We start from the raw sequence: 20611 nt of genomic DNA on the forward strand, positions 1-20611 counted from the left end.
CTGAATGTGTATGTTGTCAACTGGATTCATCAGATATTTATTCCAAGTTCATGCGGCCTTTGACGATGCAGTCACCATTTTATGCTCGAAGGGGAAACAAGATACGAATGGCTTCCTATCTGAAATCGTATGCAGCCTCCGAAATCCAACGTTTGCAGCATCGGTTCCAGAGGAAATCCTCCAGCTGCTTTCATCCGATTACAGGCAGCCTTCCCAGCTTCAAGAGGGCGGGGGTCTTGTCGTTGGCGGCGGGAACAGCGGGGCGCAGATTGCGGTCGACTGTCGGGTGGTCGGGAGACGTATTTGGCCCTCGGACAGCAGCCGCGGTATTTACCCATGACCCTTGGGGAACGGGCATGTTCTGGTGGTTGGACAAACTCGGCATTTTATCAGCCGGCGGTTCCTCCTGGGTCGGAGCTGAAGCGCCGCGGAGACCCGATTTTTGGATATGAATTGAAACAAGCGGTCAAGTGCGGTAAAGTGATGTTAAAAAAGAGAGCCGTTGATGCCGGCGCTTCCGGCATGCGATTCGCGGATGGAACGGAGTTTAAGGTCCGGATTATCATCTGGGCGACCGGCTTTGTTCCCTGCTATGATTGGCTTCATGTGGATCAAGCGCTGGATCATGAGAAGGCTGTTATTCATACACGCGGTATCAGTTCGGTAATGGGGCACTATTATGTAGGTTTGCCTTGGCAGACGCACCGGGGCTCCGCACTCTTGGCAGGAGTTTCACGGGATGCCCGCGAAATCGTTCAAGCCATTATGGAGAAGAGGGGATTAGTTTATGGAAAAAGAGCACCATGTGCTGCTGCACGAAGACGAGGCCATGGAAGCGTCACGACTGCTGAAGGCCATTTCGGATCCGACGCGGATCCGGATTCTTCATTTGCTCTCGCAAGAAGAATGCCCCGTCGGCCATATTGCCGAGGTGCTTGGCATGAGTCAGTCGGCGGTATCCCACCAGCTTGGCTATCTGCGAGGTTTAAGACTGGTCAAATACCGGAGAGAAGGAAATACATATTTTTATACGTATGAAGATGAGCATGTCATCGGGATCTTACGGCAGGTGCTGGACCATATCGCTCATTAGAATCGCCTACCCGTTCATGCTTGACATTCCGACCTTCCGGCTGTAATGTATTGGAAAATGAATTTCCCGTGAATAACGATCATCAAGGACATGAGGATGCAAGATTCGGCGAGACAGAAAAGAAGCCCCTGGCTGAAAGGCTTCCACCCGCTAGGCTGTGTCCTTCCTACCTTGTAGTTGCCCGCTGTGAACAAGCGGCGCCGGTTCGGCCCGTTACCGCCTTATGAAGCATCTTCAATGGAGCGCCTTTTGCGTTCGGCAAGATGGAATCAGGGTGGTACCACGAGCACATCGTCCCTAGGAGCGAATGTGCTCTTTTTTGCGCTCAGGCAGGTTCATTCATGGATATAAGAAGGAGTATGAGGAAGATGCGGCAAAGCCAATTATTGATGACAACGATGCGTGATGTGCCTTCCGAGGCGGAGGCACTGAGCCATCAATGGATGCTCCGCGGCGGCTATATCCGTCAAACGGCAGCAGGAATCTATTCGTATCTGCCGCTGGGATGGCGGGTCTTGCGAAAGATCGAAGCTATTATTCGGCAGGAAATGGATGCCTCCGGCGGACAGGAGATGCTCATGCCCGCTGTTCAGCCCGCCGAGCTGTGGAAGGAATCGGGCAGGTACGATGTTTACGGTTCGGAACTCGTCAGGCTGCATGACCGCCATAACCGGGAGTTTGTGCTTGGACCAACCCATGAAGAGGTGATTACGTCCATCGTTCGCCAAGAGATTTCTTCGTACCGGAAGCTGCCGGTCAACCTGTACCAAATTCAGAACAAATACCGGGATGAACGGCGTCCGCGTTTTGGTCTGCTGCGGGGGCGGGAATTTCTGATGAAGGATGCCTACTCCTTTGACCGGAACTGGGAAGGCCTGGATGTGTCCTATCGGAACATGTATGAAACGTATGAACGAATCTTTAGACGCTGCGGGCTAGCGTTCCGGGCGGTGGAAGCCGATGCGGGTGCCATTGGCGGGCAAGGGGAAACCCATGAGTTTATGGCACTGGCGGATATAGGCGAGGATACCGTTGTTTCGTGCAGCGATTGCAGTTATGCTGCGAATCTCGAGCGAGCGGAGTCTGCGGTTTCAGCTGAGCCTGCAGGAAGAGAATCCGTAAAGACCGACGGCAGCTCAGTAATAGAACGGGTAATAACTCCCAATGTGAAGAGCATTCAGGAACTGTCTGACTTCCTCCAAGTCGGCCCGGAGCAATTGATCAAGACGCTGATTTACCACGTAGATGGAGAACGGGTTGCGGTGCTTGTCCGGGGAGACCGCGAAGCAAACGAGGCAAAGGTGAAGTCTTACCTAGAAGCAGAACTCGCGGAATTAGCGAGCGCCGAAGAGGTGATGCAGGCGACGGGAGCCCCAGTCGGGTTTGCGGGACCGGTAGGTCTAACCCTGAAGGTATTGGTCGATTCCGAAGTGGCAGCTATGGCAGAGGGGATCACCGGTGCCAACCAGGGGGATACCCATCTGAAGGGAGTCCGCCCAGGGCATGATTTTTCGCTGGAACACACCGGCGATTTCCGGAATGTAACGGAAGGTGAACCTTGCCCGCGCTGCGGAGCTCCGCTTCAGTTTCACCGCGGGATTGAGCTTGGACATGTGTTCAAGCTCGGTACGAAGTACAGTGAGGCTATGAACGCCATGTACCTGGATTCCGACGGACGGGAGAAACCGCTGATCATGGGCTGCTACGGTATTGGCGTCTCCCGAGTCATGTCCGCCATCGCCGAACAGAGCATCTCGGAAGAGCGGTTGGTCTGGCCGATGTCCGTGGCTCCCTTCAAGGTGCACATTATCCCGGTTGCGGTTAAGGATGAGATTCAGATGAGACTGGCTGAACATATCTACAGCGAGCTGAACAAGGCTGGTCTGGAGCCGCTGTTGGATGACCGGGACGAACGGGCAGGCGTCAAGTTCAAGGATGCCGACCTTGCCGGCGCTCCGCTGCGTCTGATCGTTGGACGCGGAGCCGCTAACGGAGAGGTCGAATGGATGGGTGAGGACGGAGTCAAGATCACCCTGCCTGCCGAGGAAGCCATCCAGCGTTCATGCCAGGAAGTAGACCGTCAGCTGAAGTGATATGATGCAGCTTTTCAGTATGAGGCGAGTATTCATTAAGCTGGAGATAAGTAGAAGGAATTAACTTGGAATATCAAGAGGTTGCAGAACGTGCAATTTCCCAAGCAAGAGGGACTTTGTGGATCGAAAAGAGAGTGTAAACATCATGCAAGTCCTAAGAAAGTCTTACAGGATTGAAATGAAGCGTACTCAGCTAACTCAAAAAAATTACAGTTTCGCTAATGGAGAAGCATCCCCAAGTTTATATGACTATGGGGATGCTTTTCGTATATGAAAGAAGGTCATCTGCTTATTAAGATCAGATGGTACACGCTTTATGATGAACGAGCACGAAGCAGCGGAGCGGACGAATCGATTCCGTAAAAGCAACAGCGATTGGAGGAACGATGCGTACGTGAAGCGTCCTTTGATGGAAAACAGTAGGATCTAAACCAGGCACCCTGCTATACATATCCCGATTACAAGCTTATGATGAAAGAGTCGGATTTGAAGTCATAATGCAGATGGAGGTTGCATCTACAATGAATCAGGAAGAGAAGGGAAATAACCCGGACATTCATCATATAGAAGAACATCAGCTCAGTCAGGTGAAGATTACATTGTCCAATCCCTTAAGATGGGTGAACAGCTATGTGCTGCGGGGGGATGACGGTGTGACCGTCATCGATCCGGGGCCGCGAACGAGTTCCTCGGAGCAGGAATGGCTGGCGGCGATGGAGCAGCTCGGGTTCGAGTTCAGCGACATCGCTTCGGTCGTGCTGACCCATCATCACCCCGATCACTATGGGCTTGCCGGGTGGTTTCAGGAGCGTTCGGGCGCCAAGGTGTGGATGTCAGAGCGGGCGCATCGGGAAGCGATGCTCATGTGGGGAACGGATTCCACGATGGATCACGCGCTCCCGGCGCTCTTCCGGCAGCATGGCATGCCGGAAACCAAGCTTGCCCTGCTGCCGGAGCATCTGAACGGCTTCTTCCCCCAAGTTATGCCGCAGCCGGAGATCTCGTTTATCAGCGAGGACCTGCCGTTCCGGATGGGCAGCCGGATATGGGCGCCGGTGCAAACGGCCGGCCATGCTCCGGGGCATCTGTCGTTCTTCCATGCAGACAGCGGCGTCCTGCTGTGCGGCGATGCCGTGCTGCCTCAAATCTCGCCCAACGTGAGCCTGCTGCCCGGCAGCGACGCCGAGCCGCTGGCACTATTCCTCGCAGGGCTGCGCCGCCTGCGGGAGCTGCCTGTCCGGACGGCGTACCCCGGACACCGTCACCCGTTCACGCATTTCCGTGAACGGATCGACGCGCTCCTCCTCCATCACGAGGAGCGCCTGGCCGCCATCGCTGGCATGCTGAGCGCTGCCGGCCGCCTAACCGCCTTCGAGGTCTGCACCGCCCTCTTCGGCGAGCAGCTCGGCATCCACCAGCTCCGCTTCGCCATGTGCGAAGCGCTGGCCCACCTCGCCGAGCTGGCCCGCCGCGAGGAAGCCGAGATAATCGAAAACGAGGATGGAATGTGCTATTTTTCTGTACGGAAACAGCCGCATTCCTGATATAATCAAGACATAAATAAAACCGTCTGCTTGTACGTTGACTTCATCATGCGTAGAATAGGCGGTTTTTTGTTTAATAGATTCAGAGAGCTGCATTGTGGAACATCTCTTGCTCAGATGCGGCCCCCGCGCCGCCGCCGCGATCAGGATGCTTGGCAAGCGGCAACATGGCTTTTTTTTATAGAAGAGAAGGCCGGTAATTCCTAAGATGGGGGGCCTTTCCCTCATTAGAGTCAGAGTTTCTCAATACCCCGCATATAGTTGATGTACCTTGCTGTTTAAGTAAGGCATTCCCTCAAGTTTTTTTCTTAATCACTCATCACCATGATCCACTTCACCATATTCGTATCGAAGCGTTCCCTTGGTTCCGCAATTTTCATGTTATAGGATTCGTATCTCATAAAGCCCCTTAAAGGAGAATCTGCCATGAAGAAAAAAGATGTGGTCGCTATGCTGCTCGCGGGAGGTCAAGGCAAACGGCTGAAGGGCCTCACGAAGACGCTCGCCAAGCCGGCTGTTTATTTTGGGGGTACATACCGGATCATTGATTTTCCGCTGAGCAACTGCTCCCATTCGGGAATCGACACGGTTGGGGTACTAACCCAGTATGAACCTCTGGTTCTGCATTCTTACATTGGCGTAGGAAGCGATTGGGACATGGACCGGTTGAATGGGGGCGTATTCGTGCTTCCGCCTCATGAACGCGAGGACGGGACGACCTGGTACCGCGGGACCGCGGATGCGATTTATCGGAATCTTAAGTTTATTGATCAATACGAGCCCGAGCACGTTTTGATTTTGTCGGGAGATCACATCTATAAGATGGATTATGACCGTATGCTGACTTATCACAAGGAGAAGGATGCCGATTGCACCATCTCCGTCATCGAGGTAAGCCTGGACGAAGCAAAGCGGTTCGGCATGGTGAATACGGATGAGAACAATCGGATTTTCGAGTTCGAAGAGAAGCCTGCGCATCCGAAGAGTACGACGGCATCCATGGGCGTATATCTGTTTCGCTGGAAGCTGCTGCGATCCTATTTGCTGCGAAATGCGGAGCATCCGGATACGAGCCATGATTTTGGCAAAGACATTCTGCCGAACATGCTGGCGGACGGCAAAACGCTGTACGCCTATCCATTCGAAGGGTACTGGAAGGACGTCGGCACCATCGAGAGCCTATGGGAAGCCAATATGGATCTGCTCTACGAGCAGCCTAAGCTGGACTTGAACGATCCGCTTTGGCGCATTTACACCCGAAACCCGAATCAGCCGGCAGAGTATATTTCTCCAACCGGCGTCGTCCGGAACAGCATGATTAACGAGGGCTGCACCGTGTGCGGCGAGGTAGAACATTCGGTCCTCTTTTATGGCGTGGAGGTAGGGGAAGGCAGTGTCATTACCGACTCCGTCATTATGCCCAAGGTGCGCATCGGCAGACATGTACGGATACACCGGGCGATTATCACGGAGGACATGATCATTCAAGATCATGCCGTCATTGGCCCCCCTCCTGAAGATCCATCTCGGATTGTCCTTGTAAGCGATCAAGATGAAGACGTCCTGAAGCTGCTTCAATCGTCGTCTTCGTCCCATAATAATCAAGGTTAGGACGGGATTCGCAGATGAGAGAACTCATGGGTATTATTCATTTGGAGCATGAACGGGATGTATTGAGTGAGTTGACGTATTACCGGTGCGGGGCCGCTGTGCCTTTTGCGGGGAGGTACCGCCTGATCGATTTCGTGATGTCCAATATGATGCATGCGGGCATCGAGGATATTGCGCTGTTCGTTCGCAGGAAATACCGGTCCCTGATGGATCATCTGGGCGAAGGCAGGCCTTGGGATATGCATCGCAAGCGGGGCGGCCTGTTCATACTTCCGCCGGATTGGAACGATGAAGCCGATGTGTCCGCCGGCGAGCTGCGGCATATTTATAACAATCTCGATTTTTTTGAGCGGGGAGCGGCGAAGCATATCGTGCATTCCGGCAGCCAGCATATCAGCACGGTCGATTTGAATGAGGTATACGAATACCATTTGGAGCAGGGCGCCGACGTGACGCTTGTTTATACCAAAGTGAATGCACCACGGGAAGAGCACCGTTCCTGTGCCCGCCTCGATGTCGATGAGGACGGCATGGTGACGGATATTCATTACGATCACAAGCATGATGCGGTATACATGGAGGTGTTCGTGATGGAGAAAGCGCGGTTTCTGGAGATGGCGGACCACTGCATCGCCCATGGGGGCAGCCATTTCTTCCGGGACGCGATCATGCGTAACCGGCACAAGCTGAATATTGCGGGATATGAATACCTCGGCTATCATGCGGTGATCAATTCGCTTGAGAGTTATTACCGTGCCAGCATGAACCTGCTGAATCCTAAGACGTACAACAGTTTGTTCCGGAAGCAGGCTGTCCACACCAAGATCAAGTATGAGGTTCCCGCTAAATATTTGAATTCGGCCGATGTGAGCAACGCACTGGTGGCCAACGGCTGCCAGATCGACGGGGAAGTAAAGAATAGCATCCTGTTTCGCGGAGTACAGGTAAAACGAGGCGCAAGCATCCATAACTCCATCATCATGCAAAAATGCGTCATTGGCGAGAATGTGAGGCTGGAGAACGTCATTCTCGATAAAGATGTGATGATCTCGCGGGATCATAAGCTTCAAGGGGATTTCCGCAAACCTTTTGTCATAGCCAAGGACATCTCGATTTGATCGCAAAATAATACGAATCCGTCAGGAGGAACTTTCTTTTGTTTAACAACAAGGAAACATTCAAGCAGGTCTTTACGGAGCAGTTGGTGAGTCGGTTGGGGAAGGGACTTGAGGAAGCGACGGCTGAGGATGTATACAAAACACTCGGCGGCATGATCCGGGAGCATGTCGGACGGGAATGGGCGGCCGCCAATCGGATATACCGGGATACCGGCCAGAAGCAGGTATATTATTTCTCGCTTGAATTTTTGATCGGGCGGTTAATGGGAAGTAATTTGCTGAACCTGGGTGTGCTGGACATGGTCCGCAGCGGCCTTTTGGACCTGGGATGGAATTTGGATGAGATTGAGGAGCAGGAACCGGATGCAGGCCTTGGCAACGGGGGGCTCGGACGCCTAGCGGCATGTTTTCTCGATTCGTTGGCCTCCCTAAGCTATGCAGGTCATGGGTGCGGAATCCGGTATAAGTACGGATTGTTCGAACAGAAGATTATTGACGGCCATCAAGTCGAACTGCCGGACAACTGGCTTCAGCGGGGCAACGTCTGGGAAGAACGGCGGGCTGACAAGGCGGTGGAGGTGCGTTTCTGGGGCCGCGTGGAGGTGGATGTGCAGGAGGGGCGAACCGTGTTTCGCACGATGGATTATGAGCGGGTTCTGGCGGTACCTTACGACGTTCCGGTGATCGGGTACGGTGAGGGGCAGGTGAACACGCTGCGGTTGTGGAGCGCCGAGTCCGCTTCGGACATATCTAGAATCCGTTCGGCCCATCATCACAACAGCTATTATAAATTTTTGGAGTATAACCGTTCGGTCGAATCGATATCGGAATTTTTGTACCCGGATGATTCGGCTTACGAAGGCAAGCTTCTCCGGCTGAAGCAGCAGTACTTCCTCTGTTCCGCGGGCGTTCAGAGCATTCTCCGGACGTTCGACAAGCGGGGACGGTCCTATCATGAGCTGCCTGAGCACGTGGCCATTCATATCAATGATACGCATCCGACCTTGGTGATTCCGGAGCTGCTGCGGATTCTTATCGACGATATGGGCTTCGGTTGGGAGGAAGCCTGGGACATCACGAGCCGGACCGTTTCCTACACGAACCACACGCTGCTTAGCGAAGCTTTGGAGAAATGGCCGGCCGGCATGGTTCGTGAGCTGCTGCCGCGCATTTACATGATGATCGAAGAGATCAATAAACGATTCTGCGGCATGCTGCTGGAACGCTATCCTGGCGACCATGAGCGCATATCGCAGCTGGCCATCATTGAAAGCGACCAGATCCGCATGGCCAATCTGGCAATTGTGGGCAGCTATCATGTAAACGGCGTGGCGGAGCTGCACACGGAACTGCTTAAGACACAGGTCATGAAACCGCATTATGAGCTTTATCCAGAGCGATTCAGCAACAAAACCAACGGGATTACCCACCGGCGCTGGCTGATGCACAGCAACCCCGGCCTGAGTCAATTGATATGCGATGGTATCGGCGATTCATGGATCAGGGATCCGCATCAATTAATTCAGCTCAAAGGACTGAAGACCGATTCCGCCTTTCAGCAGGGGATTCAGCGGATCAAACGGAACAATAAAGAACGGCTTGCCGATTACATCGCGAATAAGCAAGGGATTGTGATTAATCCCGATTCCATATTCGATGTCCACGTGAAGCGGCTGCACGGCTATAAACGGCAATTGCTGAATATATTACGGGTGATGCACGCGTATAACGAGATTAAGGATAAGCCAAGCGCGGATCGCGTTCCCCGTACCGTCATTTTTGGGGCGAAGGCAGCGCCGGGCTATTATCTGGCCAAAAGCATCATCAAACTCATTAATGTCGTTGCCGAAGTCGTGAATAAGGATCCGCAGGTCAATGACAAACTCCAGGTGCTGTTCCTGGAAAATTATTCGGTGTCTCTGGCGGAGAAGATTATCCCCGCAGCCGATGTGAGCGAGCAAATTTCCACGGCTGGCAAGGAGGCATCCGGCACGGGAAACATGAAGTTCATGTTGAACGGCGCATTGACCATTGGCACGCTGGATGGGGCTAATGTGGAGATGTTCGAGCTGCTTGGCCATGAGAATATGTTCCTGTTCGGTTTGAAGCTGGAGGAAGTGCTCGAGTATTACAGGACGGGAGCTTATGTATCCAGGGAGCGGTATGAGCAGGATCCCAGAATCGCCCGTGTGCTGAATCAGTTAATAGCTTCAGGACCTTTCTGCTGTCACGAGTTGGAATTTGGTCAGATTCTGCAGTCCCTGCTTGATCATAACGATGAGTTTTTTGTATTGGCGGACTTTGCCAGTTATGTGGCAACCCAGTCGGAGATCGATCGTGCTTATTTGAATACCGGAGCCTGGACCGAGAAATCGATTATAAATATGGCCCACTCCGGACATTTCTCCAGCGATAACACGATTCACCGTTATGCATCCGACATCTGGAATGTTTCTCCTGTTAAGGTTGGTGCGAGCCGGTAATCTATCTCTATCACTATTTTTAAAAAAAGAACCCCGCCATAGGCTTGGCGGGGTTTCCATAGGTGCTCTATTGGAATGTTCTTCATCATATCATATGATGGATCTACTCAAAAATGACTAGATAGATTTACCGATTAACGTAATTGGACAGCCCGTTTTTTCATAGGTGAGAGAAGCCTTATTATTATAGAAGAAACTCATCGTTCCGGCCCGTAAAGTTGAATGCTTTCTATCTGCAATCGTCTATAATTGTTTGAAATTACCCACTTTCGGCTTGGATAGGCCCGGTAGCTGCTTCCTTCTGGTAGGCAGAAAAAAGAAGATTCGCATGTTGAGCGAATCTTCTTTTTATGAGCGAATTATTCTTTTGGAAGCTCTTCGGTCGTGCCGTACAACTCGATCTCACGCTCCGCTTGCTTGCGATGGGCGATGCGGCTGCTGGCGGCAGCGGCAACCGCGCCGACGATATCGTCGAGGAAGGTATGTACACGGCCGCTTGATTTATCATTCAATTGCTCAAGAATGCCGGGCTTAAGCTTGTCGATATACCCGTAGTTGGTGAAGCCGATGCTTCCATACACGTTAACGATGGAAAATGCCAGGACTTCATCCACGCCGTATAACCCTTCGTCATTGGCCAGCATTTCTTGAAGCGGGGATATAAGATTCCCTTCCTCCGCCAAAATATCTAGTTGAATTCCGGTTAATACCGCGTTTTGGACTTCGCGTTTGCTGAGTACAGCATCCACGTTCTCCAAGCACTCTTCCATGGTTAAATCCGGGTAGTATTTATTCTGAAGGATCATCACCAGTTCCGCGATTTCCTCCAACTTGATTCCACGCTTATGCAGCAGGCTCCGTGTCGCGTCCGCTACCTTCTTGCTGTTCAGACTGTATGGAATGTTTGAATCCTTTTCTGCCATGATGGAACTCACCTCATTTTCGTGGTTGATGAAGATGCTTACGACGATTGTACTTTTTCCACCCCCCCTTTGTCCAGAAAGGGTAAAACTGAGAGTTATTTTTTTGGAAAGGGCTCGTATACATAGGAGTACAACCTGTACAAAAAAATGTTAGGGAGGAACAATACATGAAACGTAGTAAACGTAATCTTCGCAAGCTTTCCGCCGCCGGGCTGCTTGCTGTTCCGATCGTGTTGTCCGGCTGCGGCGTATTTTCCGGAAAGCAATCGGAGGCGATTGACCCGCCGCCTGCGCAAGTGGAGAAGCAGATGCTGGGCACGGCCGGATCCACAGCGGCACAAGGTGACATTGGCACGCAGACAACGGTTTATCTTTCGGATGCACGGGGAATGCTGGCACCTGTGACCTTGGGTATTCCGAAGGTAGAAGGTGCAAGCGCCGTGAAGGAATCTCTTGAAGTGCTTGTGAACGGAGGCCGCTATGCTGGCTATGTTCCACAGGGTTTCCAGGCGGTATTGCCTGCCGGTACGCAGATCCACAATGTGACGGTCGATCCGGAGAGCAAATTGGCCGTTGTTGAATTCAATAAATCGTTTACGGAGTATCAAGCGGCAGATGAACGAAGAATCTTGGAGGCGTTGACGTGGACGCTGACGGGACATGAAGGCATTGAATCGATGCAGGTATGGGTGGATGGAGTCAAACTAACGGAAATGCCGGTCAATCACACGCCGCTGGACCGTCCGCTTTCACGAGCAATGGGGATCAACCTTCAAAAGGCGGATGACGCATTGTACACTTCCTCTTCGCCGGTTACCGTCTATTTCTCATCAGTCACGCCTGACGGCATTCAGTATTATGTACCTGTTACAAGACTTGTTCCGACTGGACAGGATGCGGTTAAGGCTGCTTTGAACGAACTGATCCGGGGACCGCATTACGGTGATGGGCTTGTCGAGGTCATCCCGGACGATACCACCGTTGCATCGGTCGAAAAAGGAGAGGACGGCGCTGTTACCGTATCGCTTCAGGACAGCATGTTTGAGCAGGGAGAGCAGGTTCCAACCGAGCTGCTGCAGGCCGTCGTGCTAACCGTAGCCGAGAATTCGGATGATGCGAAGGTCAAAATTCGAATGAACGATCTCTCCGAGGTGGTTGGAACGGATAGCCGTAATTACAGCGAGCCTGTCAGCCGTCCGGAGTTCATTAACGAAATTTCGATCTGACCATTCACGCCATCTTTGAAATATGCGCCGGAAAAGGTGCTTTTGTGCCTGCACTTTGGTAGAATAGGGAATGCTAATCAGGATTGCGATAAGAAGTAGGAGGCAGAAAACATGAGATCTAACGGACGTAAGAGCGATGAGCTTCGACCGATGAATTTATCGACCCATGTGAATAAATATGCGGAAGGCTCCGTGTACATCGAGATGGGAGACACCAAGGTGCTGATTACGGCGACCGTGGATGAGAAGGTTCCCCCGTTTCTGAAAGGACAAGGAAAGGGCTGGGTGACGGCTGAGTATTCCATGCTGCCGCGCGCAACACAATCCCGCAACCAACGGGAAGCCAATCGCGGTAAACTCAGTGGCCGGACGATGGAAATTCAGCGGCTGATCGGCAGAGCGCTTAGGTCTGTTGTGAATCTGCATGCTCTTGGCGAGCGGACAATTACGCTGGACTGCGATGTAATCCAGGCGGATGGCGGAACGCGGACCACCTCCATTACAGGAGCATTTGTAGCTTTAGCCATAGCGGTAAATAAAATTGCAGAACAACATAAACTAGCGGTATTTCCGATCACGGACTACCTGGCCTCCATTAGCGTGGGCATTGCAGGCGGACAGGCGCTGCTGGATCTGAATTATGAAGAGGATTCCAAAGCAAAGGTGGACATGAATCTGGTCATGACCGGAAGCGGCAAATTCGTTGAGGTTCAGGGAACCGGCGAAGAAAGCCCGTTTTCTCGTGAGGAGCTGGATCAGATCCTGGAGCTTGGGGAACAGGGAATCCGTGAGCTGATCGAACGTCAGCAAGAGGCGCTTGGCCCCATTGCAGCAAAAATCGGTTCCGTGAATGCGAGTACCGGAGTATAATCCCATGACATTGACACTTGGAGACACGCTAATCGTAGCTACCCGCAATCAGGGGAAAGTCAAGGAATTCGCGCATGCTTTTGCTGCTTTCGGTACGGAGGTCAAGAGCATGTACGACTACCCTGATCTGCCGGATGTCGTTGAGGATGGAGCCACATTCGCAGCCAATGCATTTAAAAAAGCCAAGGCGGTTGGCGACGCACTGGGATGGCCTGTTCTGGCCGATGATTCGGGATTGTGCGTGGATGCGCTGAATGGCGCGCCCGGCGTTTATTCCGCCAGGTATGCCGGCGAGCACGGCGCGGATGAGGACAATAACGAGAAGCTCCTCGGTGAGCTGGAACAATTAAGGCTCGGTGAGGATACGGAGCAGCCCTTGCTAAGTCCGGCCCGATTTGTCTGTGTGCTGGTGCTGTATGATCCGGCCTCGGGAGAAAAGCTTGAGGCTGAAGGGAGCGTTGAAGGCTGGATCACGTCGGATCCGTCCGGAAAGGGCGGTTTTGGATATGATCCGCTGTTCTACCTGCCAAGCCATGAGAAGACGATGGCCGAGCTTTCCCTGGAGGAGAAGCAGGAGATCAGCCATCGGGGCAAGGCGCTGCGCAAGCTTGTAGCGGACCTGCAGGCACGATGATTGAATAGTGAACTATAAAAAGAAACCATACCGGCTATTGCGGGTATGGTTTCTTTGATTTTTCGCCAACAATATGAACTTAACGTATGGATACGTTATACTCTTTGAGCCAGAAATGCACCTGAGCCAAGTAGGCAAACAGCTGCGGACCGGACATCAATTGACCGAACCAAGGGAGATTGGAGGAAGCATCCGGCGAAGAAGCCAATTCCCGGATCCGTGCCGTATCGATGAGCGGAAGCAGCGGCGAAGATGGATCGTCCAGTATGGACAGCACCTGCGCTTTGACGGCTGCCAGATAGTTCGGATTGTGGGTTTTGGGATACGGGCTTTTTTTGCGGTAGAGGACATCCTCGGGAAGCACGCCTTCAAGAGCTTTGCGCAGAATGCCTTTTTCACGGTCGCCTGTCGTTTTGATGCTCCACGGAATATTCCACACATAATCGATCAGGCGATGATCGGTATATGGAACGCGGACCTCCAGTCCAACGCCCATGCTCATCCGGTCCTTGCGATCGAGGAGCGTTGGCATGAAGCGGGTGATATTGAGATAGGACATGACCCGCATTTTGGCCTGCTGCCCGGTTTCCCCGTCCAGCTTCGGCACTTCGGCTACTGCATCGACATAACGGTCTCCGAGGTATTCCAGCGGTTTGATCCAGTCCCGAATCTCGGCAGACAGCAGCCCGGCTCTTATCTCCGGGGCGACAGACCATGGGAAAGTACCGGAATTCAGCATTTCCTCCCGGTGAAACCAAGGGTAACCGCCGAATATTTCATCAGCGGCTTCACCGGATATGGCGACGGTGGCGCCTTTTTTTATCTCACGGCAGAAGAGGAGAAGGGAAGCGTCCACGTCAGCCATGCCCGGGAGGTCCCGCTTCTGTGTCGAGGCGTCCAGCGCTTCAACCAGTTCGGGCGTATCGAATTCAATCCAATGGTGGTTCGTGCCCAGTTCCTCGTGCATCCGTTTGATCCATGGCGCATCCGCGCCCGGCTGGAAGGAATGGGATTTAAAATGTTTGTTGTTGTCCACATAATCGACGGAATAGGTGTGCACTTGTCCTTGGCCCGTCCGCTTGTAGTAATCGACGGCAAGCGAGGAAAGCGCGCTGGAATCAAGCCCGCCGGATAACAGGGAGCAGACCGGTACATCGGATACCAGCTGGCGTTCAACGGTGTCGCGCAGAAGATCGCCCAAGAAACTTGCCGTCTGATCCGCATCATCCTCATGTGGCTTGCTTTCCAGCTTCCAGTAGGTATATTTGCGCAATCCTTCCCGGTTAAAGATCATCGCCATTCCAGGGCGAAGCTCTGCGATATCCTTGTAGACACCATGTCCGGGGGTTCGCGCCGGACCGATAATAAACACTTCCGCAAGCCCCTCGGCCCCGACCACGGGCTCCACCTTCGGATGCTGAAGCAGTGCTTTCGGTTCCGATCCGAATACAAGCGTTCCGTCAATGTAACTGTAGAACAGGGGTTTTACGCCCACCCGATCCCGAGCCAAAAATACTTGTTCCCGCACGCTGTCCCAAATCGCGAATGCAAATATGCCATTGAGGCGTTCCAGACAATCAGGGCCCCATTCGATATAAGAGACTAACAAGACCTCCGTGTCGCATTTGGTATTGAAACGATGACCGCGTCGTACCAATTCGTCTTTGAGCTCCGCAGCATTATATAATTCCCCGTTATATACAATGGCATAGACTTCCTCTTCCTGATGAATGATCATCGGCTGAGCGCCATTTTCGGGGTCGATCACGCTGAGTCTTCGGTGACCGAATGCGCACGGGTTGGAAATCCAGGTGCCGGATCCGTCAGGTCCGCGGTGAGCCAAACTTTCTGTCATTTTTACCAGCAGCTGCGAATCCTGCGTCAAATCGCCGCTCCATTGTATAAAACCGGTTATTCCGCACATGACGGTTCATCCTCTCTTTGTCTTTGTCATACGCTGTCCCATCTTTTTAATCCTACGTCGCCAAAGTGATACAGATATATGCCGAAGGAAGGCATAAAATGTCTGTCCTTTTACGAAAACTAAGAAAGAGGACGAATATCAAAGAGAAGGAGAGATGCGTCCATGAATAAGTCGACCTACTACGTTTCCGTCCAGAGCCGCTCTGTGTTGACCGAACAAGGAGCGAGCGCTTATGAATGGGAGATCGAAGCAACGCCGGAAGAGGCGGACCAAGTTCGTATTGAGCTGGACATGATGCAGGAGAAGGAGGAGGAGGGGTTTCCAGGCTATGTATTCCCATGGCCGGATACGCCGGAGCAATCCTCCAATTCGTTGTTTCAATCTTCCTTGGACAAGGTGTATCGAACCATTTATCAATTGGGCACGCCAGCCACGCGCCAACAAATGGAAGAGCTGCGATTGCTCTCCGACTGACTGAAAACTATACGGATCGTGCAGTCCCTGCAGATCGCGATGAAGGAGAATGTATGATGTATGCAATCAGAGATGCAAAAATCCGCCGGATTACGGAAGTGAATGGTGCCCCTTGCGCTGAGGTTGAGGTCTATCCCGCAGCGGAAGGAGAAAGTGCGTTGCTGGCTTATCTGACGCCGTCATCCCCGCTGGGAGGTTATGAGCTGGTGAAAATCGTCCGCAGCGACGCCAGCATGGAGGTGGATTGGTACGACAACAGCATGCATGATGCATTTGTCGATGCCACGGATGAAGCGTTCGAGAGCACCGTTCAATCCACAGCGGAGGAAGATCGGGATGCATTCAAGCAGCAGCTGCTTTCAACAGGCCAGCTATATGAGCAGCTGAACCAGCGGCTCAGCGAAGGCCCTCAATATTTTTAAAAAAGGAAAGAAGAGATCTGTCCGATGCTCATCGGCAGATCTCTTTTTGTATGCGTAAGGGCAATGCCGCCATACCAGCATTCCCCATTCTAAAAAACTCAGTTCTGCCCATGCTTTCGAATGATATCCTCGTCCAGTTCCATAAAAGGCCATCCCGGATATTCAGCAGGCAGACGGCTTACTTCATCCAGTCGAGAAAGTTCGGTTTCATTCAGAATCAACCCGCTCGCTCCCAAATTATCTTGCAGTTGGTCAGTACGTTTAGCACCTACGATAACGGTGGTGACCGCTTGTTGATGAAGGAGCCACGCAAGCGCAATTTGGGCGACAGTTGCCTCATGAGCTTGCGCGATATCTTGAAGCACATCAAGAATCGGGTACACCCGCTCCGTATCAATCGGCGGAAAAGCCAATTTGGCATGGCGGTCCTCGGAGCCTCCCCGATGTTCACGCGTATATTTTCCGGTCAAGAACCCGCCTGCTAACGGGCTCCAGACGATCAAACCCATTTGCTGATCCTTTAGGGCAGGGATAATCTCTCTTTCGATATCCCTTGCGGCGAGTGAATAATACGATTGGCTGCTTTTGAATGCATGAAGACCGTGCAGAGTGGAGATGCCGCGGGTTTTCATGATTTCCCAACCGGTCATATTGGAGTTGCCAATGTACCGGACTTTTCCGCTTCGGACAAGGTCATCCAGTGCACGGAGCGTTTCCTCCCAGTCGGTTAATTGATCCGGGTTATGAATTTGATATAGATCGATATAATCGGTGTTAAGGCGTTTAAGGCTTTCTTCCACCTGACGAATGATATGCAGCCGCGACAGTCCAATATCATTGGGGCCCGGCCCCGTGCGCGCACGAACCTTCGTAGCAATCAGCGCTTGATGTCGCTTGGATTTCAGTGTTTTACCGAGAATCTCTTCCGAGCGGCCTTCGGCGTAGGCATTGGCTGTATCAAAAAAATTGACACCCGCATCCAAGGCCTGATCTACAAGATATCCTGCTTCCTTATCATCCAGCGTGCCGAACATTCCCCACTTCGCTCCTCCGCCAAACGTCATCGTGCCGAGCCCGATCTCTGATACCAGCACACCTGTATTACCGAGTAAATTGTATTTCATCTCTTTCCAGCCTCCTATGATTTGGTTTACACTAAGGGAGACGCTGGTCTGTTGGAATGGACGCAAAAATCAATCAAATTATTTTTGAAAAATGCCGGGGGTGAACTTTCAGATGGATGCAGTCGCCATTTGGACGGAGTACCATGAGCCTGTTAAAAGGTTTGTCATGACTAGGATTCGTGAGCGTGCTGATGTAGACGATATTGTGCAGAATGTATTTATGAAGGTCCACACTCATATCTCAGATTTAAAGGAAGAGGAGAAACGGGGCTCCTGGATATTTCAAATAGCTCGCAACAGCATCGTGGATCATTACAGGAAGACTCGGTCAGGTGAAGAGCTGCCGGAACAGCTGTCTGTTGTCGATGAATATACAGAGATTGATTATGATCAGGAAGTGATTGCCTGTTTTCAGTCCGTGCTGCCATGCTTGCCGGATAAATATCGGGAAGCTCTTGAATTGACCGAATATAGAGGGATGACGCAAAAGGAATTGAGCGAGCATTTGGGGATATCCTACTCCGGCGCTAAATCAAGAGTACAGCGAGGGAGAGAGATGATGAAAGAGCTGCTGACGGGCTGCTGTCATATCGAATCGGATGCATACGGGAACATCGTGGATTTTCGGATCGTGTACGATGAGCCGCAGCCGGTAAGAAAAAAGACCAAAAAATAAAGCTTGGTGCGTTCACCAAGCTTTTTATATTATGTATCGCAATGGGAATCACACCGAAGCGTATATGTTCTTCCCACTGGCTATAACAAATGATGATATTCCTATATAGGAGTTTACGCAGTTCTGCAAAAGATGTCGATAAAAGATAGGATTCTTGCCGATTCCGACTTCGCTTCAGTAGGGAGTATGGACCACGCGGGACTCTTGATTATGAAAGAGATGCAAATAGGGCTTTTCCTCTATATGATTACTGAAGAATCCTCCCTATAATGTTGGATTAGCGTCACTTCTAACATATTAGACAAGGGGAGATTGATATTGGGTAGATGGAATAAACATATGGTCAAGCTGTGGGGAGCGGGAATCCTGGCATTGTCGATTACATTGGGCTCCGTCCAAGTGCCGGTATACGCGGAAACCGTGCAAAGCGTGACGATTCTTGAGTCCACGCATGAGCTGGTGAACGGCAAGATGCGCGTGACGGCGGATATTCGCAACGGAGGAAAAGGTGCGGAAGCGGGATTCTATGTCGTGGGTTATGATGAAAACGGCACAGCGCTTGAGGTTGTCGGTGATTCCGAATATATGATGAGTGATGAAATCGGTACATATGAGGTGGATCTGGATAGCGGCGGCAGCGTTAAGCGGGTGGAAGTCGTTCCTGCAGGACCCGCCGGCGATCAAGCACAGCTGCTGGCTTCAGGTTACTATACGAATAACGGCGTGATTAACGTGTCGGGTGTCGTGCAGAATTCAACGGTCGGGCACAACGTGGGCATGCTCGCGGTAGGTTATGATGCTTCCGGTAAAGCGGTTGAAGTGACATCGGCGGACAGCTACCTTGGCGGCAGTAATGTCGGTACGTTCATCGTACAGCTGAAGGCAGCCAAACTGATCAAAAGCGTAAAGGTATCCGTTATCGATCCGGTCGAAGATGCCGTGAAGCTGCTTCAAACGGGCAGCCGCCTGGAGAACGGAAAGCTTATCGTGACCGGCTCGATTCAGAACCGGAATAAAGGCGGGCAAGCCGGAGTCATTGTTGTCGGCAGCAACGGCAGCGGCAAGGTTTTGGAAGTCAATACAACCTCGGGATACCTTTCATCTAACGAAATCGCGACTTTCCAGGCTGAGCTGGAAGCTGGCAAAGCGGTCAGCGACCTCAAGGTGTTCCTGACGGGAAACAGTCAGACTCCGAAAATCATAGCCGAGGGCAGAACGACGATCAACAATAAGCTTGTCGTTACGATCGGTGTGGAGAACGGGGATGTGTCCCAACGAATTACCGTGAAATCAACGGCGTATGATGCAAAGGGACGTTCTTTGGGGACGGATACGGATTCCATGTTCATGACGGCCAATGAAACGACGACCCTGCGCATTGATTACGATACACGCGTAAAAAGCGTAAAGCTTAAATATTATGATCAGTCCGGCAAACAAATCGGAGAAGCGCCGATTCGCATCAAAATCAACGGCCAACTCCAATCCTATGCACAATCACCGGTCATGGCAGGGGGAAGCGTTCTTGTCCCTATGCGCCCGATCTTCGAATCCCTCGATGCCTCGGTCAAATGGGATCAAAAGACGCAAAGCGTATCTTCCAGCAAAGGATCTGCCCAGATCAAGCTGAAGATGGGCTCCAAACAAGCGGTCGTCAACGGAAAAAATGTAGCATTGGATTCGGCGCCGCGGATGGTAAAAGGGACCACGATGGTGCCGCTGCGTTTCGTTGCTTCCGCGCTGGGCTGTGAAGTGAAGTGGGACGGCAATGAAAAAATGGTGCTGATTACAACGAAATAACACAGTACCATGCAGTTAAACGCATAGCACAACGAAATAACACAAAAGGACCATGCGGTTAAGCGCATGGTCCTTTTTAAATATGATCAGTAAGCGTACTCCCTCAGCACTTGAATGCCCATGATCACATTATAAACAAAAGCCCCGAAGTAGATGATGCCGAACAGGATCAGATATCCAATGACGGAGCCGAAGGATCCTGCGGTTACGGCCATGTAGATTAAAGGGATCGCAGCGATAACGGGGAACAGGTGCGAGAACAGGGCGCGACGGGCGTGCTTGGCTACATAGGCGTCCGGGGAGAAAATCCAAACGATGACAGGAAGGATGAAGGGGGCAAAGAAGATGCTGAAATACGATAAAGAGGATAGAAGCTGTCTCATGATATCACGCTCCAGAAGTCATTTTCATGATATACATATTACCCAGTAAGCCCGCTCCTGATTCTGTTCCGAACAAATCTAAAAAAAGTTCTTTGAAAAATACAAAAGATGCGATATAATATACTTCGTTACTGTTTAAAAGATTTTCATACATACTTGTCCCAGTAGCTCAGCTGGATAGAGCAACGGCCTTCTAAGCCGTCGGTCAGGGGT

The 20611-nt window shown here is 51.8% G+C and carries 18 protein-coding genes; 14 read left to right on the forward strand and 4 right to left on the reverse strand.

The window, feature by feature from the left end:
• Window positions 1-107: 107 nt before the first annotated feature.
• The 7 genes from DP091_RS31665 (at window position 108) to DP091_RS00575 (ending at window position 9942) form a co-directional block, all read left to right on the forward strand.
• The gene (locus DP091_RS31665) at window positions 108-452 is read left to right on the forward strand and encodes a hypothetical protein (RefSeq protein WP_258394351.1); all 345 of its coding nucleotides are present in this window, start codon (window positions 108-110) and stop codon (window positions 450-452) included.
• A 335-nt stretch (window positions 453-787) separates the two neighbouring features.
• Window positions 788-1093: an ArsR/SmtB family transcription factor gene (locus DP091_RS00550; RefSeq protein ID WP_113056604.1), complete on the forward strand. Its 306-nt coding sequence runs from the start codon at window positions 788-790 to the stop codon at window positions 1091-1093.
• A gap of 368 nt (window positions 1094-1461) precedes the next feature.
• Window positions 1462-3186 (forward strand): proline--tRNA ligase, encoded by a 1725-nt coding sequence (locus DP091_RS00555; protein ID WP_113056582.1) that lies wholly within the window; start codon window positions 1462-1464, stop codon window positions 3184-3186.
• A gap of 521 nt (window positions 3187-3707) precedes the next feature.
• A complete protein-coding gene (locus DP091_RS00560; protein WP_113056583.1) occupies window positions 3708-4730 on the forward strand; it encodes an MBL fold metallo-hydrolase in 1023 nt (340 codons plus the stop codon).
• 426 nt (window positions 4731-5156) lie between these two features.
• Window positions 5157-6341, forward strand: a complete 1185-nt coding sequence (locus DP091_RS00565; RefSeq protein ID WP_113056584.1) for a glucose-1-phosphate adenylyltransferase — start codon at window positions 5157-5159, stop codon at window positions 6339-6341.
• 14 nt (window positions 6342-6355) lie between these two features.
• Window positions 6356-7459, forward strand: a complete 1104-nt coding sequence (gene glgD / locus DP091_RS00570; protein WP_113056585.1) for a glucose-1-phosphate adenylyltransferase subunit GlgD — start codon at window positions 6356-6358, stop codon at window positions 7457-7459.
• A 38-nt stretch (window positions 7460-7497) separates the two neighbouring features.
• Entirely contained in the window at window positions 7498-9942 is a 2445-nt protein-coding gene (locus DP091_RS00575; RefSeq protein ID WP_113056586.1) for a glycogen/starch/alpha-glucan phosphorylase, read from the forward strand.
• A 359-nt stretch (window positions 9943-10301) separates the two neighbouring features.
• On the opposite strand, the gene DP091_RS00580 is transcribed toward DP091_RS00575, so the two are convergent.
• The gene (locus DP091_RS00580; protein ID WP_113056587.1) at window positions 10302-10865 is read right to left on the reverse strand and encodes a phosphatidylglycerophosphatase A family protein; all 564 of its coding nucleotides are present in this window, start codon (window positions 10863-10865) and stop codon (window positions 10302-10304) included.
• 167 nt (window positions 10866-11032) lie between these two features.
• On the opposite strand from DP091_RS00580, the gene DP091_RS00585 reads away from it, so the two are divergent.
• From DP091_RS00585 to DP091_RS00595, 3 genes are all read left to right on the forward strand, one after another.
• A complete protein-coding gene (locus tag DP091_RS00585; protein WP_113056588.1) occupies window positions 11033-12091 on the forward strand; it encodes a GerMN domain-containing protein in 1059 nt (352 codons plus the stop codon).
• A gap of 111 nt (window positions 12092-12202) precedes the next feature.
• Window positions 12203-12961, forward strand: coding sequence for a ribonuclease PH (gene rph / locus DP091_RS00590; RefSeq protein ID WP_015733982.1), 759 nt, complete (start codon window positions 12203-12205; stop codon window positions 12959-12961).
• A 4-nt stretch (window positions 12962-12965) separates the two neighbouring features.
• Window positions 12966-13595 carry an XTP/dITP diphosphatase gene (locus tag DP091_RS00595; protein ID WP_113056589.1) on the forward strand — a complete coding sequence of 210 codons (630 nt, stop codon included), beginning with the start codon at window positions 12966-12968 and terminating at the stop codon, window positions 13593-13595.
• A gap of 79 nt (window positions 13596-13674) precedes the next feature.
• On the opposite strand, the gene asnB is transcribed toward DP091_RS00595, so the two are convergent.
• Entirely contained in the window at window positions 13675-15519 is a 1845-nt protein-coding gene (gene asnB, locus DP091_RS00600) for an asparagine synthase (glutamine-hydrolyzing) (protein WP_113056590.1), read from the reverse strand.
• A 162-nt stretch (window positions 15520-15681) separates the two neighbouring features.
• Here asnB and DP091_RS00605 point away from each other — a divergent pair, with 162 nt between their 5' ends.
• Both DP091_RS00605 and DP091_RS00610 read left to right on the forward strand, forming a co-directional pair.
• Entirely contained in the window at window positions 15682-15993 is a 312-nt protein-coding gene (locus DP091_RS00605; RefSeq protein ID WP_113056591.1) for a hypothetical protein, read from the forward strand.
• Window positions 15994-16049: 56 nt separating this feature from the next.
• Window positions 16050-16415 carry a hypothetical protein gene (locus DP091_RS00610; RefSeq protein ID WP_113056592.1) on the forward strand — a complete coding sequence of 122 codons (366 nt, stop codon included), beginning with the start codon at window positions 16050-16052 and terminating at the stop codon, window positions 16413-16415.
• Window positions 16416-16513: 98 nt separating this feature from the next.
• Here the strand turns inward: DP091_RS00610 and DP091_RS00615 are convergent, their stop codons facing one another.
• A complete protein-coding gene (locus DP091_RS00615; RefSeq protein ID WP_113056593.1) occupies window positions 16514-17539 on the reverse strand; it encodes an aldo/keto reductase in 1026 nt (341 codons plus the stop codon).
• A 112-nt stretch (window positions 17540-17651) separates the two neighbouring features.
• Here DP091_RS00615 and sigZ point away from each other — a divergent pair, with 112 nt between their 5' ends.
• Window positions 17652-18215: an RNA polymerase sigma factor SigZ gene (gene sigZ / locus DP091_RS00620; RefSeq protein ID WP_113056594.1), complete on the forward strand. Its 564-nt coding sequence runs from the start codon at window positions 17652-17654 to the stop codon at window positions 18213-18215.
• 318 nt (window positions 18216-18533) lie between these two features.
• A complete protein-coding gene (locus tag DP091_RS00625; RefSeq protein WP_113056595.1) occupies window positions 18534-20015 on the forward strand; it encodes a stalk domain-containing protein in 1482 nt (493 codons plus the stop codon).
• 86 nt (window positions 20016-20101) lie between these two features.
• On the opposite strand, the gene DP091_RS00630 is transcribed toward DP091_RS00625, so the two are convergent.
• Window positions 20102-20398, reverse strand: a complete 297-nt coding sequence (locus DP091_RS00630) for a magnetosome magnetite crystal formation protein family (RefSeq protein WP_113056596.1) — start codon at window positions 20396-20398, stop codon at window positions 20102-20104.
• Window positions 20399-20611 lie beyond the last annotated feature (213 nt).

Source organism: Paenibacillus sp. MDMC362 (genome assembly GCF_003269305.1).
Taxonomy (GTDB): Bacteria; Bacillota; Bacilli; order Paenibacillales; family Paenibacillaceae; genus Paenibacillus_AQ.

Bases quoted from the DNA above. Each gene is read 5' to 3' on its own strand.
- glgD (WP_113056585.1), top strand. From the start codon at position 6,356: ATGAGAGAACTCATGGGTATTATTCATTTGGAGCATGAACGGGATGTA.
- DP091_RS00580 (WP_113056587.1), bottom strand. From the start codon at position 10,865: ATGGCAGAAAAGGATTCAAACATTCCATACAGTCTGAACAGCAAGAAG.
- asnB (WP_113056590.1), bottom strand. From the start codon at position 15,519: ATGTGCGGAATAACCGGTTTTATACAATGGAGCGGCGATTTGACGCAG.
- DP091_RS00565 (WP_113056584.1), top strand. From the start codon at position 5,157: ATGAAGAAAAAAGATGTGGTCGCTATGCTGCTCGCGGGAGGTCAAGGC.
- DP091_RS00555 (WP_113056582.1), top strand. From the start codon at position 1,462: ATGCGGCAAAGCCAATTATTGATGACAACGATGCGTGATGTGCCTTCC.
- sigZ (WP_113056594.1), top strand. From the start codon at position 17,652: ATGGATGCAGTCGCCATTTGGACGGAGTACCATGAGCCTGTTAAAAGG.
- DP091_RS00605 (WP_113056591.1), top strand. From the start codon at position 15,682: ATGAATAAGTCGACCTACTACGTTTCCGTCCAGAGCCGCTCTGTGTTG.
- DP091_RS31665 (WP_258394351.1), top strand. From the start codon at position 108: ATGGCTTCCTATCTGAAATCGTATGCAGCCTCCGAAATCCAACGTTTG.
- DP091_RS00585 (WP_113056588.1), top strand. From the start codon at position 11,033: ATGAAACGTAGTAAACGTAATCTTCGCAAGCTTTCCGCCGCCGGGCTG.
- DP091_RS00615 (WP_113056593.1), bottom strand. From the start codon at position 17,539: ATGAAATACAATTTACTCGGTAATACAGGTGTGCTGGTATCAGAGATC.
- DP091_RS00550 (WP_113056604.1), top strand. From the start codon at position 788: ATGGAAAAAGAGCACCATGTGCTGCTGCACGAAGACGAGGCCATGGAA.
- DP091_RS00610 (WP_113056592.1), top strand. From the start codon at position 16,050: ATGTATGCAATCAGAGATGCAAAAATCCGCCGGATTACGGAAGTGAAT.
- DP091_RS00560 (WP_113056583.1), top strand. From the start codon at position 3,708: ATGAATCAGGAAGAGAAGGGAAATAACCCGGACATTCATCATATAGAA.
- rph (WP_015733982.1), top strand. From the start codon at position 12,203: ATGAGATCTAACGGACGTAAGAGCGATGAGCTTCGACCGATGAATTTA.
- DP091_RS00595 (WP_113056589.1), top strand. From the start codon at position 12,966: ATGACATTGACACTTGGAGACACGCTAATCGTAGCTACCCGCAATCAG.
- DP091_RS00630 (WP_113056596.1), bottom strand. From the start codon at position 20,398: ATGAGACAGCTTCTATCCTCTTTATCGTATTTCAGCATCTTCTTTGCC.